Origin of the sequence: Okeanomitos corallinicola TIOX110 (assembly GCF_038050375.1) — a bacterium.
In the GTDB taxonomy this organism is placed as follows: domain Bacteria; phylum Cyanobacteriota; class Cyanobacteriia; order Cyanobacteriales; family Nostocaceae; genus Okeanomitos; species Okeanomitos corallinicola.
Genome location: NZ_CP150886.1, coordinates 2,216,035 through 2,230,725, shown reverse-complemented (window position 1 = coordinate 2,230,725; position 14,691 = coordinate 2,216,035). Strand labels below are relative to the sequence as shown.

Genomic DNA, 14,691 nt, shown 5'->3' with positions numbered 1-14,691 from the left:
TCAATTGCCTATTAAGCTGCTGTGTCTTTAATTTGTATAAGTCTAGCGGGCAAGATGCCCACACCACAAGACTTAACTATGTTAGGATGATCAACTTTAGCTGCATAACAGCTTACCTGTGATAATTTTTTTTATTCATTTGTTTGAGAAAATAGGCTGGGATCAAGATAATTTAGGCGTGCGAGGGGACTAAGAGCGGTAAGAATTTGAGCGCCGTAACTGCGGTTAACGACTCGAGTATCGAATAAGGCGACGATACCTTTGTGTTCCCTGACAGGTGCGATCGCCCTTTGTAATTCATTCAAGGCAGTGGGTAATAAATAAAGTCTAAACCAGTCTTGGTGCGATCGCTTGTAGTGGGCTACCCTGCCAGCCACTAAAGGATTTTCTAAAGATGGTAAAGGTAAAGTGGCAATCATTAACAGCCTGGGAGCGGGTAAAACATGATAATGCTCCCGCCAATATTCCCAACCTGTCACCAAAATTCCATTTTCATCCAAACAAGTTTTTTCCACCTGTACCCGTGAACCAAACTCCGCAGCTAAAATTGCCCCTACCCTAGATTTTAGGGGTACATCCCCCACCAACACCACCGTTACTCCTGGTGCAGTAGCACTCAAACAAACGAGGGTACGGACTTGGTGAATAAATGCCCCTTGAAATTCCGGTGTATTAGGTAAAGGCAACTTATGGGGTGCATAAAGTTGAATAGCTTCCCCTTGATGATCAGCAGAAAACTTTAAACAAGTTAAATCATCCAATCCCAATCGCTGGCGAAATAACGGCGCTTCTGTGTCCGGTTCTAAAGCACTACCAACCAGTACCACAGGTTGACGCTGCCAAATAGGTACTAATATCTCAGGTAACTCAATAGGTGCGTAATGTAAAGAAAATAACCCTTGACGACGAGCGATAGTAGACCAAAATAAGTCAGTAGACGGGGAAAAAGGGTCAGAATAAGTATTCAGGTAATTTTGGAACTGTTGCCTAAAGTTTTGCCAAGCAACTGGTAAATCATCTGTATTTTGGTCTAAAACCAAAAACAGTCCTTGTAAAATTTCAATTTCCGATTGAGAAATCAGATAGCAATTATATGGATTTTCTGGATGTTGAAATAATTCATGGGTCAATTGTATCCTAGCTTCACGAATCACCTCAGATTCCTGGGGACAAGCCAGCATCAATTGATCCCAGTCATGGGGTTGAATATCTTGAGTTAACTGATCACGTACCCAATCTTCCAAATCATCAACCCCATCAATAATAGTGGGAATATTAGCCGGAAAACCCCCATCGTCAGCCAACTGACTTTTTAACCAAGCTTGGGGAGATGTTAACAGCAATCCTTGGAAATTAGAACCAGGCCAAACTTCACCCGTTCTGATTGGTTTCTGGGTTAATAACCATTGCTGTAAACGGGGAATTTCTATATTTAGTAAGCGTTGCTGGACATTTTCCGTAGCCACAATAATTACAGGATCATGCCACATTAAGGCAGATGCAATAAAACTGGTGCGATATCGTCCTTGATAACCGCAAACTGCCCCAACTTGAATTAAAGCACTACGTCCTAATCGCAAAGCTCTTGCTACCAACCGTGCCATCGTCAAATGATGTGGCCATGCTGGAAACCCAACCTGCGATCGCAGGAAGTTGTGTAGTGATAAATGAACTTCTGCCTCAATCACGCGCTTTTCATCCCATAACAAGTGACTTTTTCAGAACTGCCCCATTTCTATTATGTTGTCATGAATCATTAGTCAGTCATAAAAGGTAATAGGTTATCATTCCCTGTTCCCAATTACCCAACCACTATTTACCAACTTCCTGAAATTATGCCAACTGACAAAGGAATTTTCAGGGAAGCAGTTATAAATTAAACTAGGCAGCCAAGCATTTAATCTAGTATCTACGCGTTATATCAAAAAAACCATCACACCTGAGCAGATCCAAAAATTATATTTTAATTCAAATAGTCGTGTGAGCAATTATCGCTGCTGCCAATTATTGGAAACCCAATTTATGATTTCAGTATTTTTATCAGTATCACTTTAATTAATACAACCTAAAAATTACTAGCTTAAAAGTTATTTACATAATTGAGTTGAGCCTATTAATACAAATGACACATAAAATACATATCTCTAAATCATAACTACAAATAAGTAGTCGTGCAAAATAAATTTCATATTTATGAAAGGTGACAGGTGACAGACAAGAGATACAGCGATTTCTATTGTTTTCCCAAATGTGCAATTAATTTTGCCCAGGTACTTATATGCTATTTTCAGCTATTTTATTTTTAAATATTAAACTCAATCTCAAAATATAAAAATATGAAAATATTAAGATCATGTCCGAATTCTTGCTAAAAAATAAGTAAGAGAATAGGATTTTAGGATTAATAATTATTACTACCTTTTTCCCATTCCCATTAATTAATTAACTTTCTGGATCACAGTCAGGAACACCTTCTTTAAATACCCGACTCGCTAAAATATCAATTGCTTCGATGGTGATTAAATCTTGTTTATTTAATTTTTTGCCACTACTCAATAAACGATTAGCTTGGCGTAAACGCGCTCTGTCTATAGCATTACGGACACTTCGAGCATTAGCAAAATGGGGCATTGCCTTCCTTCTAATCAAATAATCGTGGAAAGCACTTTCTGCTTCAGCACTAAAACAATAATTTTGTGCTTTAACAATAGATTGGGCAATAATCATCAGATTATCAACACTATAATCATTAAATTCAACATGAATGCCAATACGGGAATTCATACCAGGATTACTATGAAAAAACTTTTCCATCTGGTCTTTATAACCAGCCAAAATTACGACTAAATCATCACGTTGGTTTTCCATCACCTGCATGAGAATTTCAATAGCTTCTAAACCAAAGTCACCAGGATGATCAGGACGATATAAAGTATAAGCTTCATCAACTAATAAAACACCACCCATAGCATTATTTAAAACTTCCCTAGTTTTGGGTGCTGTTTGTCCGATACCTTGGCCAACTAAATCATCTCGTGTCACTAAAATTACGTTTTCTTTACGGATGTATTCTAAACGATAAAGAATTTCTGCCATCCGCATAGCTACGGTTGTTTTACCCATGCCTGGATTGCCTAAAAAAGTCATGTGCAAACTAGGCGCACCAGCAGTTAAACCCAGACTTTTACGAATACGATCAACCAGCAACAAAGCTGCCATCTCTTTGATTTTGTTTTTGACGGACTTTAAACCGACTAACTCCTGATCAAGTTTATCGAGAATTTCTTGAACTTGAGACTCCTGGAAAGCTGCTACTAAATCAATTTCCTTATCTTCGGTAACGGGACTGATAGGGGTTTTTTCTAAAATCTGTTCACTCATGACTATCACCTCTTGTAATGATTTTGATGATAGCGTTGAATTGTGAAATATAAAAGAATGTAATTCTAATATGTCTGATATATATTTCTTTATTATCAATTCCTGAACTCATTCATAAAGAAAACACAATTACACTGAAGTACATTATCTTTTACTTAATCAAGCTTTAATATAGTAAAATATTTATTGATCATGAGTAAAATTTTTTCTAGTTTTCAATCACCGTCCCTATACGTAGGAAAATAATAAAAGCTCAAGGGTAATCTAGCCTTGAATTTGATTTAGTTTCGTATTAACATGATGATTAAAGTAATAAAAAGCCTATTCGCGTTATTTCTTGTTACCTGTTTAGTTTTCTTGTCTCCAGTAATTAAGGTAGTATCAGCAAATAATGAATCTAATTCTCCTCAAGTAATTTTCACATCAACGCGGGAAAATACTACAGATACTATTAATATTTCTGTAGGTGATTTAACTCCCCAAGAACGGCAAAAAATGCAAGCAGTTCGTCAACGTCGTAATAAAGAAATTGTTGCAGTTTTAGATGACAGTCAGTTGCACAACTTTGGTCATTATTTACATAGAGGTAAAGACCTTAACCAAGCATTAGAAGAACTAGAATTAAGTTCAGAGCAGAGAAATTTAATCAATGCAATTATTGATTTTACTAATTTGAAATTGCAGGGTATTTTTGATGATCATGTTTTACTTGATGGTCATAAATAAAAGTTAGTAATTGGACATGATAAATTATGCCAGTTGTGGGAAGACATTGTATATTCCTACAACTGACAATTAGAAAATCTAATCTAAGAGAATAGATATAATTTCTGCAAAAATGGCATTTCTATCAAAATCATAAATATTATAATAATGTTTATTATCCACAAATATTCAGAATAAATATAAATATTATCCAAATGCTAGATTCAATTTCACCATTTTTACAAATTTTATTGAGTCGTAAAGATTGGTTTTTTTGTACCCTAATTACTATCCTAGGATCTGTCATTAGAATCTATAAATATGATCAAATTCCTGTACATAATTGGACTGCGGACGAATATGCTTTTGCTTGGAGTGGGATGAGTTTAATTAAAGATCATATACCTACAAGTTGGTCGTGGTTAAAAGCTTATGGAGACATTCCCACAATAGAGTGGAAAGGGTTAACTTATCAGCTAGTTAGTCCTTGGTTAGATCATCCTCCTTTATTTAGTTTAATTGTTGGTAGTGCAGCAATTTTAGGAGGAGCAAATACTTTTTTCGATTGTAATTTAACAACCATGAGAATTCCATCTTTAATATTAGGAATATCTTCAATTGTTCTCTTTTATATATTAAGTTTAAAATTATCTAACACTAATATTGCGATTCTTGCATCTTTGATTTTTGCGACAAACCCTAATACTGTATTTCTTTCGAGAGTAGCAGTTAGTGAAAATTTGATTCTATTTTTAAGTTTATTAACTTTACTTTGTTTTTTAAAATATTACCAATCTTCTAATGCAAACTACCTTTATATTGCAGCTTGTTTAGCTGGTTTAGCATCTCTAGCGAAAATAACCGGTTTCTTCCTTGTCCCGATGATTTGCTTACTTTTAATTTATCAGAAAAAATGGCGAGATAGTTTAGTAGTTTTGATAATTGGATTGATATTATTATCAGGTTATTTTATTTATGGTAGTTTCTATGATTTTGAACTGTTTTTCAGAGTTATTCAATCTCATACTAATCGTTTTGAGAATTTCCTGTTGTTTCCAGAACTTCTTGGTAAAACAGTCTTTTTTGAAGATAGTTGGTTAACTTTTAGTTGGCTGATTTTACTTCCTGCTATGAAGGGAAATATTGATGATATCAAAAACAGAATTATTTACATTCCCATTATCATTTATTTATTGATACTTATATTTTCTGGTTCTCAAAGCCATTTTTATGCTTGGTATATTATTCCTTTGTTTCCTTTTCTATTTTTAGCGTTAGGAAAGTTTTTAGAGGATTTTATCAAAAATCCAGATTTTCTTACTGCTACTTTCTTGATTATTTTTGTAGGAGGATGGAGTTTTAATTATAATATTGAGTATGGTTTAGGTAAGTTATTCTTGAAATTAGCAATAACAAAATATTCTTTTATCGGGTTGGTTTGTTTATTAATTGCACCTTTTTTAGTTCATGCTATAATTAAGTCGAGAGTAACTAAGTTGGTTGCTAGTTTGACGGTAGTTTTGATATTAGTGATTTTAGTTTTGGGGAATATTAATATTATTTATAATTATCAATAGAAACTAATTTAGATCTTTTACAGAATAGTATATTTTGACCGACAAATATGACATCATCCACACCAGAAAGTTTATCTAAATTCGTGCAATTTTGCCAACAACATATTACCGGACAAGAACGGAAAGAAGCACAGACTTTTCTTGACCGCTTTTTTCGTGCTTTTGGTCATGAAGGTGCTTTAGAAGCTGGTGCAACTTACGAAGAAGCTATTAAAAAAAGTAGTAAAACTGGTAAAACTGGATTTGCGGATTTAGTTTGGAAACCCCGCGTTTTAATTGAGATGAAAAAACGGGGAGAAGACTTAAATAAACATTATTCTCAAGCTTTTGATTATTGGACTCGTTTAGTCCCAAATCGTCCTAAATATGTAATTTTATGCAATTTTGATCAATTCTGGATCTTTGATTTTGATATTCAATTAGATACACCTGTAGATAAAATAGCTCTGGAAAAATTGCCAGAACGGGCTGGGGCATTGGCATTTATGGAATTAGGTCAAAAAACTCCTGTATTCCAAAATAACCAGGTAGAAGTGACTGTAAAAGCTGCCCGACGGATGGGAGAATTATTATTAGAATTAGAAACAAGAGGAATTGAAAAATTAACAGCACAGCGTTTTATTTTGCAGTGTGTGTTAGCTATGTTTGCGGAAAAGAGGCAACTTTTACCTCGTGATATGTTTGTTTCTTGTGTGCAAGATTGTATGAATGGTGCAAGTTCCTATGATATTTTAGGTGGTTTGTTTAGAGAAATGAATCTACCAGGAAAAACACCAGCAGGACGTTATCAAGGTGTTGATTATTTTAATGGTGGTTTATTTTCTGTGATTCATCCGATTGAGTTAACTAGGGAAGAGTTAAGTTTTTTGGATGTTTCAGCGCGAGAAAATTGGAGTAAGGTTCGTCCAGCGATTTTTGGGAATTTATTTGAAGGAACGGTTGATAAAAAAGAACGTCACGCTAGAGGAATTCATTACACTTCTGAAGTGGATATTATGAAAATTGTGCGTCCGACAATTAGCCGTTTTTGGGAAGAGAGAATTGAGGAAGCAAGTACAATTAAAGAACTTTCAACACTGCAATTATCATTACAAAGTTATCGTGTTTTAGACCCTGCTTGTGGTTCGGGTAATTTTCTGTATTTAGCTTATCAGGAATTAAAAAGAATTGAAATATTGCTATTAGAAAAAATTTCTACGTTGCGAAAATCAAAAGATAAACAAATGCAGATGGGTTTGGTGACACCTTTACAATTTTATGGGATGGATACTAATCCTTTTGCGGTGGAGTTAGCAAGGGTAACTTTGATGATTGCGCGGAAGATTGCGATTGATAATTTACAGTTAACTGAACCTGCTTTACCTTTGGATAGTTTGGATAATAATATTGTTTGTCAGGATGCTTTATTTAATGAATGGGTGAAAGCAGATGCAATTATTGGAAATCCGCCTTTTTTGGGAGGAAATAGGGTGCGCTCAGATTTAGGAGATGAATATGCCGAACGTCTTTTTAACAAGTTTTCAGAAGTTAAATCACAGGTAGATTTTTGTAGTTATTGGTTTAGGTTAGCTCACGAATCTCTTAATGGAAAGGGTAGAGCAGGTTTAGTGGGTACAAACACTATTAGTCAAGGAAATACGAGAAAAGCAGGATTAGATTACATAACTCAGAATGGAGGTTTTATTCATGAAGCTATTTCTACTCAACCTTGGTCTGGTGAGGCTAAAGTTCATGTGAGTATTGTTAATTGGTGCTATGAAGAAACAAATAAATACTTTTTAGACAATAGTTTAACTTCTTCAATCAATGCAGCCTTATCTTATCAAACTGATGTCTTTAAAGCTGTCAAAATTGCTGCCAACTCAAATTACTCATTTAAAGGTTCTCAACCTACTGGTAAGGGATTTATAATAAACACAGAAATAGCTGAATCTTGGATAAAGGCAGACTCAAAAAATAATCATGTGATTAAGTTATTTTCGGATGCAAGAGATTTAGCAAGTAATCCTCATGGATTACCAAAAAGATGGATTATTGATTTTAATGAAATGACTATTGAAGAAGCAATTAATTATAAATTACCTTTTCAACACGTCAAAAATACTGTTAGAATTGAAAGACTAAATAATAAAGATGCTAAAACTAGAGATTATTGGTGGCAGTTTCCGCGTCCGCGTCCAGCTATGCGAAAAGCAATTTCATCTTTATCATTTTACTTGATAGTTCCCAGACATTCTAAATGGTTTATTTTTCTTCCTGGAAAATCTGATTGGTTACCAGCAGACTCAACTACTGTTGTAGCTTCAGATGATTTTTATATATTAGGAATCCTTACATCTAAAATACATCGTCTGTGGGTAAAAGCCCAAAGTTCAACATTAAAAGGTGATACTCGCTATACTCATAACACCTGTTTTGAAACCTTCCCATTTCCACAAACAGCAGATATTAAAACAGTAGAAAAAATCCGTACCAAAACAGAAGAACTCCATCAATATCGCAGCCAACAAATGGAATCTAAACAATGGGGAATTACAACTTTATATAATAAATTCTTCAACGAACCCAGCAGCAAACTTTATCAACTACATCAACAACTAGATAAACTGGTAATGGCAGCCTATAAAATCCAATCAGAAAATGACATTTTAGAAAAACTGCTGACATTGAATTCAGAACTTGCAGAAAAAGAAAAACAGGGAATAGAAATCATCGGACCTTATCCACCAAATTAACATCTCTCTGCGCCTCTGCGTGAAAAAAAATCATACTCTTAATTAGCAACGCCAAAAATTTAGGGTGCATCAGGAAAAACCCCAACACACCCTAATGACGAATGACTAATATACTAAACACGGTTGGAACATAGACTTTTGTGAGATAAAAAAACCTTGATGTGTAAGGGTTTAGCACTGCTAAACCCCTACCTATAGAATCTAATGATTCAGCCGTTTTGAGTATAACTAATAACTAACCCGCAACTTCAGCCATTTCAATTACACGACCTTCGTAGTCCTTCACCAAAAAATTCAAAGGCTTTTGATTGCGAATCTTAAACTTTAAACCTCTGACTTCCACCCGCATCAAAATCATTTCCAAACATTCATGGTCAAAACAAACATGACGCTGTTGATTTTTCACACCAATACTCGCACCAGTAATGATGTGCAATTGAGTATTTTTCTTTAATTGATACCACAGTCCATCGTTGGTATTGGTCATCGTTCTATTTGACCAACTGGGACTAGCAGACATATAAAGCGGGTCAATGCCTGTTGCACCAATGGTTTGTTCATAGTTGTAGTAATAGTGCAAAGGTACTTCCGCAGCGGGCAAATCTAACAAACCTTCATATAATTGTCTGGCAATTTCCAAGTCCGAAACCATGACAGTGTAGACCTTGGGGGCGCTGGTCAGAAACATCCACATTGCCCCAGCGTAGGCCGCCAACAACATAATCATAATGCCTTGGGTAGAGAAAAGACCATCCAAGGCTAGAGAAGGTAAGAAAGAGGCTAAAGTCAAAGGACTAACAGGGAAAGGTATTAAATTAGCTGCTATAACCATGAATAAATGAAGATTGTATAAAGTAGCGGCTTTTAGTATTGTCAATAAAGACTAGCATACCGTCATCTTATCTAGTTTATCTCAGGAACAGGGAACAGGTGACAGGGAACGGGTGACAGAATAAAGTTTACCAATTACCAATTACTGTTTATTAACCTTTATTCTGTATATTTTAACAACCATTTACTAAAACGCTTGTGCAAATTCCTAACTTTCCAGAAGCTAATCATCCGTTAATTAAGTCGCTTTTTCATCAAAGTGACCAAGAATTGCTGAATATGTTTAGGCGCTATCCAGAGCAAGGTAAATACTTTACTGCTATTTTTTGCCGTTATAGTCCTATAGTATATACCTTAATTCAACATTCAGCGCGATCGCCTGTCCAGGCAGATTATTTATTTGCATTGACTTGGAAACATATATACGATGAATTAGGTGGACTTTATTTAACTAACCCAGAAACAGGACAAGAAATATTAACTTTGCAAAATTGGTTAATTAATTTAACTGCTTTTTGCATTAATGACATTAAACTACCACCAACTGAATCTATACATTATTCACTCAAAGATACTTCACCACCATTCTGGTTTTACATAGAACAAGCACTTGACCAACTACCGCCAATTTTACGCTTAATTGTGTTAATGGCTCAAACTTTTCACTGGAGCGAAACCCGTATTGCGGCCTATTTACAAGCTGAAGGTGAAAAAATTTCCCCTGACCAAGTAGCCGGTTTTCTTCAAGAAGGTTATCGTATATTAGAAGAAAATTTACCTAGTGATATTCGTACGATTTACTTAGGTGAAGAAAACACCTAAACCGAATTCAGATGTTACAAAGCAACTAGCTATTCTGGAATTGACGATATAATCTTTTGCTTACACGTTTTATTTACAAATCATCTTCTAGGGTTCAGGGTTATGAAAAAACAACACTTATTATCAGATTCTCAGGCTGTCAATATCAATCTTGATCTATTTTTACAGCCAGGAGTTAAATTTAAATCAAACATTATTTGCACTTTAATTCTTGCTTGTTTATTGATTCCTAAACCTGCAAATGCTATTGATATTACTGACCAAATACACAGTCCATTAAATCATCCTATTGGTAAACCATTAAATGTTAGACCACTACGAGAACAAGCAGATAGATTACTACTGTTAAGTAAACAACAGTATGCAGATGGTTCTATTGATAAAAGTATCACATTAGGATTACAAGCATTAAAAATTTATCATTCTCTTGGTGATATGAATTCTCAAGGTTTGACTTATGATTTATTAGCAGGTGCTTATTTACAAGCAGGGAATCTGAAAAATGCAGAGGATGCTATTCGTCGTCGCTTGGGAATAGCACGAGATAATCAAGATTTTCAAACTCAAATTTTTGCCCTGAATAATTTGGGTACATTATTGGTTCAAAAAGGTGAACCTAACGCGGCTGGAAAAACTATTGCTGATGCTTTAGTCATTTCCCGCGATGTGGAAAATTTAGCTGGACAAGGACTTTCTCTAAGTAATTTAAGTCTTGTGCATACCAGATTAGGAAATTATCAACAAGCGATTCAATTTGGAGAAGCTGCTGTAGATTTTAGACGACAAACTAATGATATTCCTGGGGAAATAAATACCTTAAATAATTTAGGTGAAGCATATCTTTTAGCTGGAGATTATGACAATACCATTAGTAATTATGGTACAGCTTTAAGATTGGCAAGAATTAATTTAGATTTATCTAACCAACTCAGAGCAATTGATGGTTTAGTTAAAGCTCATAGCTCAGTCAAACGTTATGAAAGAGCTTTTGAATTGTTAGCACAACAATTGGCGATTGCTAAATCATTAAATGACCCCAGAGAAGAATTAAAATATTTAGTTTCCACTGGTAAATTATACGAACAAATGGAAAATTATGCTCAAGCAAGAGAGTTCTACCAAAGAGCGTTACCTTTAGCAAAACAATTAGAAGACGTAAAACAAGAAGCAGAATTAATTTACATTCTGGGTGAATTAAAAAACCGCTAAAAGATGTTTTCAAATTAGCAATAACTTGACTATATCTTCTCTGCGATCTTTTCTCTGCGACTCTGCGTGAAAAACAAAATCTATCCTTCAGCTTCAATTTGTCTCACCACTGTCAAAGCTGAATAACTTACCCCTGCTGTACCTTCTCCTGGATGAGTTGAATCACCAACTAACCATAAATTATTAATAGGTGTTCTATTCGCAAAACCAAAGGGGCCAAAGGTAGGAATTCTTTGACCAATTCCCCCCACAATTCCCTTTTCTCTCCCTGTATAATGAGCAAAGGTTTTAGGTGTAGCAGCTTCTACATAAACAATAGTTTCTGGTTTTAAATAGAAATATTGTCCAAGTTTAGAAATTGCATCTTGGGTGAATTTCTCTTTTAATTCTTGATAGTTTTCTGTGTTCCACCATTGGGTAAAATCAACAAAGGAAGATGCGATAATTGTGGCTTTTCCTGCTGGTGCGCGGCCATCTCCTTCGTGACTAACAGATACAAACAAAGAGTTATTTTCCCCAATTTTACCATTTATATCATACAGAAATTGTAAATGGGGCGGACAATCATCAGGAATTGCACTTTTATCTACACCAATATAAACTACAAATGCACCGGAAGCAGGGGGTAATTTTTCGACTCTATGTTTATATCCAAAAGGTGCTTTTTCTCCTAATAATTTCACCAAGTCTTGTACGGTGACATTTGCAATTACATGATTTGCTGTTTCTGTCCAAACTTCTCCGGTTTTTTGATTTCTAATGACGACACTGTTAGCTTTACCATTTTCTACGTTAATTTTTTCGACAGTGTGACGCATTAATAATTTACCACCGTCTCTTTCTAATGATTCTACTAGGCGATCGCTCAATACTTGCATACTCCCTTGTAAATGGTATAATCCTTGGGGAGATTGAGATACACTTAACGCCGTCGCTGCATAAAGTAAAGCTGTTTCTTCGGCACTAACTTGAGAATATAATTTCAGTTGTAAATCTAAAAATGTCCGCAGTCTTTGATCATTTCCTAAACCGTATAATCTTAAAGCATCTCCCACTGTCATAAAGGTGAAAGGTGCAGTAATAAATGTACTCGGACGCACAGCTTTTGTTAACTGTAAAAGATCCCAGAAATTACGCGGAGGTAACACCGGATCTCGTCCTTGAAATTCCCAACTTGCATTAAATAAAGTTGTTAATAATTGCCAAAAAGGTTCACTTCCCGGAAACTGTTTTTGTCTTTCTGCTTGCCATTTTTGAGGATCTCGCCAAACATTAATAGGTGTAGTTTCTCCAGGTAAAAAAACCGCACAAGCTGGGTCACAAGGGGTAGCTGCGGGTAATTCTATGTTTAATTCTGAGAAAATGCGGTGATGAATTCCCCCAGGTTCTAACCCTGCAACTTGAGTCGCACCAACATCAAAGGTAAAACCCTGGCGTTTAAAGGTGGAAGCACAACCACCGGGAACTAATGCTTGGTCGAGGGTTAAAACGCTATAACCTCTATGTGCTAACAGTGCTGCGGCGGTAAGTCCACCTATTCCCGCACCGATGACAATGACGCGGGGTTGGTTTTTGTTTAGGGGTAGGCTAGGCATTGATAGTAGATGAATAGTTTATTTACAATTCTTAATATTACTACTCATAATTTTAAATTACATCCTGTGATGTGTGATTTAGTTCTGTCACCTGTCACCTGTTCCCTGTCACCTACTATATACTGGCTTTTAGTGATACAGTATTTCTGTTTTAATAACAATAGGCAAATTTAAACATGAGTAAAAACTTTGAAATTCAAGAATTAGCGATCGCAATTACCGCTAAAAATCTCAAACCCACAGTGATGACTCCCGATTTTTTGAAATATACCGGGATTATTCCCGAAGATTGGGAATTAGCCAGAGAACCAGTTTTTAACAATGTTGTAGTGCAGCTTTTTTACAAAACTGGCGTAGGAATTGTTGCCCAGCCTAATAGTGTTACTATCGTCGAAGTAGTAGGACAAAAAACCCCAGAAGATATTCAAATCCCCAAAATTACCCAACAGCTAGTAGAAAAATTATCCCAAGTAGAATATCAAAGAGTGGGCATAAATCCCAGAGGATTTGTCACATTCAACACCGAAGCTGAAGCATATCAATATATCAATGGTAAACTTTTAGCACCTGGTTCATGGCAGGAATTTGCAGGAGCAAAAGTAAACGCTGCATTACAGTTAAGCTACCCTGTAAATGGCGGAATACTCAATGTCAGTGTTAACCAAGCAAATGTGCAGTTTCCTGATAAAGCCATGCCTGCAATTCTATTTTCTGGTAATTACAACTATTCATTAGCAGGAAATACCCCAGCCGAAAAACAACAAAACTTGCAACAAATAGTTGCTAATTGGCAAGTTTCATTAGGTACTTTCCAAAAATTACTGAATGAGAATTTTTTACCATCAACTGAAGCACCAAAAAATATTTCTGTTTTTCCACCAGTACCAAAAGTTTAATAATAATGTAGTGGTTTAATTACTGTGAGGTGGGCATTTTGCCCGCCTGAAATTCTGCTAACTCTAGAAATTTTACCCAACAAAATAATCATCAACATTAACATCCAAAACATCAGATTGAGTAAAGGGAGATGATTCAGGAAAAGTAGTTAATGGTAGTTGAGTTTCAACAGCAGCAGCTTTGCAAGCTTCATGGTAACATTCATCAAATGCAACATCAAAGTGACGTTTGAGACTAGGACTATTTTTAAAAGCTTTGTTCAATCTTCGAGAGTGTTCTATAATTGAGTAAGACCAACTGGGAGAGCGTTTTTCAGGTTGGTATCTCCACTTGAGTAAATGTTGTAGCACACGAATCAGATTACTTTCCAAAGCATCTTTTTCTTTACGACTCATCCCTTCAATTTCTTCAAGTAAGTTTTCAATATCTAATTGTTCTAATTTGCCTTCTTTAAGTAAAATAGCAGTTTCTTCTAACCAGAGATTAAAGTCTGTTTCGTAGAGGATTTTAACAGTAAACATAGAGTAATAATTCCTAATTGATATGTTCATTATACTCAAAATACTATATACTTTGTGTAAAGTGCATTTTAGTGATTTCTAATAATTATGACTAAACTTTTCGCAGTTGTTGTGGCTACAGTTCCCGAATACTACGAATATAAAAAAGCCCATCCAGAACATGATCAAGATCAACTGGCATGGTTTAAAGAACAAAACGAAAAGGGAAATTTACTGTGTTGTGGACCATTTGTACCCCATGATGGCACAGGAATATGGGTAATAAGAGCGGAAAATGTGGAAGAAGCCCGTAATATTGTTAACACTAGTCCCCGTGTGCGAGATGGAATGTTAGCAGACACAGCTAGGGTAGTACAGTGGAATGTACATATAGGGAAAGAGAGGTTTATTTAATTAACATTCGTCAAATATAATTCAT

12 protein-coding genes are annotated in these 14,691 nt (G+C 35.4%); 7 read left to right on the top strand and 5 right to left on the bottom strand.

All coding sequences use genetic code 11. The features are described 5' to 3' along the window. Positions 1 to 131: 131 nt before the first annotated feature. Both WJM97_RS09695 and WJM97_RS09690 read right to left on the bottom strand, forming a co-directional pair. Positions 132 to 1,688 carry an ATP-dependent DNA helicase gene (locus WJM97_RS09695; RefSeq protein ID WP_353932829.1) on the bottom strand — a complete coding sequence of 519 codons (1,557 nt, stop codon included), beginning with the start codon at positions 1,686 to 1,688 and terminating at the stop codon, positions 132 to 134. A 754-nt stretch (positions 1,689 to 2,442) separates the two neighbouring features. Then, positions 2,443 to 3,381, bottom strand: coding sequence for an AAA family ATPase (locus tag WJM97_RS09690; protein ID WP_353932828.1), 939 nt, complete (start codon positions 3,379 to 3,381; stop codon positions 2,443 to 2,445). 297 nt (positions 3,382 to 3,678) lie between these two features. Between WJM97_RS09690 and WJM97_RS09685 the strand changes: the two genes are divergently transcribed. The 3 genes from WJM97_RS09685 (at position 3,679) to WJM97_RS09675 (ending at position 8,398) form a co-directional block, all read left to right on the top strand. After that, positions 3,679 to 4,107: a hypothetical protein gene (locus tag WJM97_RS09685; RefSeq protein ID WP_353932827.1), complete on the top strand. Its 429-nt coding sequence runs from the start codon at positions 3,679 to 3,681 to the stop codon at positions 4,105 to 4,107. Between the two features lie 194 nt (positions 4,108 to 4,301). After that, complete coding sequence (locus tag WJM97_RS09680; RefSeq protein WP_353932826.1) at positions 4,302 to 5,663, top strand: glycosyltransferase family 39 protein; 1,362 nt, start codon at positions 4,302 to 4,304, stop codon at positions 5,661 to 5,663. A gap of 47 nt (positions 5,664 to 5,710) precedes the next feature. After that, the gene (locus WJM97_RS09675) at positions 5,711 to 8,398 is read left to right on the top strand and encodes a DNA methyltransferase (RefSeq protein WP_353932825.1); all 2,688 of its coding nucleotides are present in this window, start codon (positions 5,711 to 5,713) and stop codon (positions 8,396 to 8,398) included. A 235-nt stretch (positions 8,399 to 8,633) separates the two neighbouring features. Here WJM97_RS09675 and WJM97_RS09670 read toward each other — a convergent pair whose 3' ends face one another. Then, positions 8,634 to 9,230 carry a glyoxalase-like domain protein gene (locus WJM97_RS09670; protein WP_353932824.1) on the bottom strand — a complete coding sequence of 199 codons (597 nt, stop codon included), beginning with the start codon at positions 9,228 to 9,230 and terminating at the stop codon, positions 8,634 to 8,636. A 197-nt stretch (positions 9,231 to 9,427) separates the two neighbouring features. Here WJM97_RS09670 and WJM97_RS09665 point away from each other — a divergent pair, with 197 nt between their 5' ends. After that, positions 9,428 to 10,051 carry a sigma-70 family RNA polymerase sigma factor gene (locus WJM97_RS09665; protein ID WP_353932823.1) on the top strand — a complete coding sequence of 208 codons (624 nt, stop codon included), beginning with the start codon at positions 9,428 to 9,430 and terminating at the stop codon, positions 10,049 to 10,051. 102 nt (positions 10,052 to 10,153) lie between these two features. Next, positions 10,154 to 11,260, top strand: coding sequence for a tetratricopeptide repeat protein (locus tag WJM97_RS09660; RefSeq protein ID WP_353932822.1), 1,107 nt, complete (start codon positions 10,154 to 10,156; stop codon positions 11,258 to 11,260). An 80-nt stretch (positions 11,261 to 11,340) separates the two neighbouring features. Here WJM97_RS09660 and crtD read toward each other — a convergent pair whose 3' ends face one another. Continuing rightward, complete coding sequence (crtD, locus tag WJM97_RS09655; protein WP_353932821.1) at positions 11,341 to 12,855, bottom strand: C-3',4' desaturase CrtD; 1,515 nt, start codon at positions 12,853 to 12,855, stop codon at positions 11,341 to 11,343. Positions 12,856 to 13,031: 176 nt separating this feature from the next. Between crtD and WJM97_RS09650 the strand changes: the two genes are divergently transcribed. Further along, positions 13,032 to 13,751, top strand: coding sequence for a hypothetical protein (locus WJM97_RS09650; protein ID WP_353932820.1), 720 nt, complete (start codon positions 13,032 to 13,034; stop codon positions 13,749 to 13,751). 72 nt (positions 13,752 to 13,823) lie between these two features. Here the strand turns inward: WJM97_RS09650 and WJM97_RS09645 are convergent, their stop codons facing one another. Beyond that, the gene (locus tag WJM97_RS09645) at positions 13,824 to 14,273 is read right to left on the bottom strand and encodes a DUF29 domain-containing protein (protein ID WP_353932819.1); all 450 of its coding nucleotides are present in this window, start codon (positions 14,271 to 14,273) and stop codon (positions 13,824 to 13,826) included. A gap of 87 nt (positions 14,274 to 14,360) precedes the next feature. Between WJM97_RS09645 and WJM97_RS09640 the strand changes: the two genes are divergently transcribed. After that, positions 14,361 to 14,666: a YciI family protein gene (locus WJM97_RS09640; RefSeq protein ID WP_353932818.1), complete on the top strand. Its 306-nt coding sequence runs from the start codon at positions 14,361 to 14,363 to the stop codon at positions 14,664 to 14,666. Positions 14,667 to 14,691 lie beyond the last annotated feature (25 nt).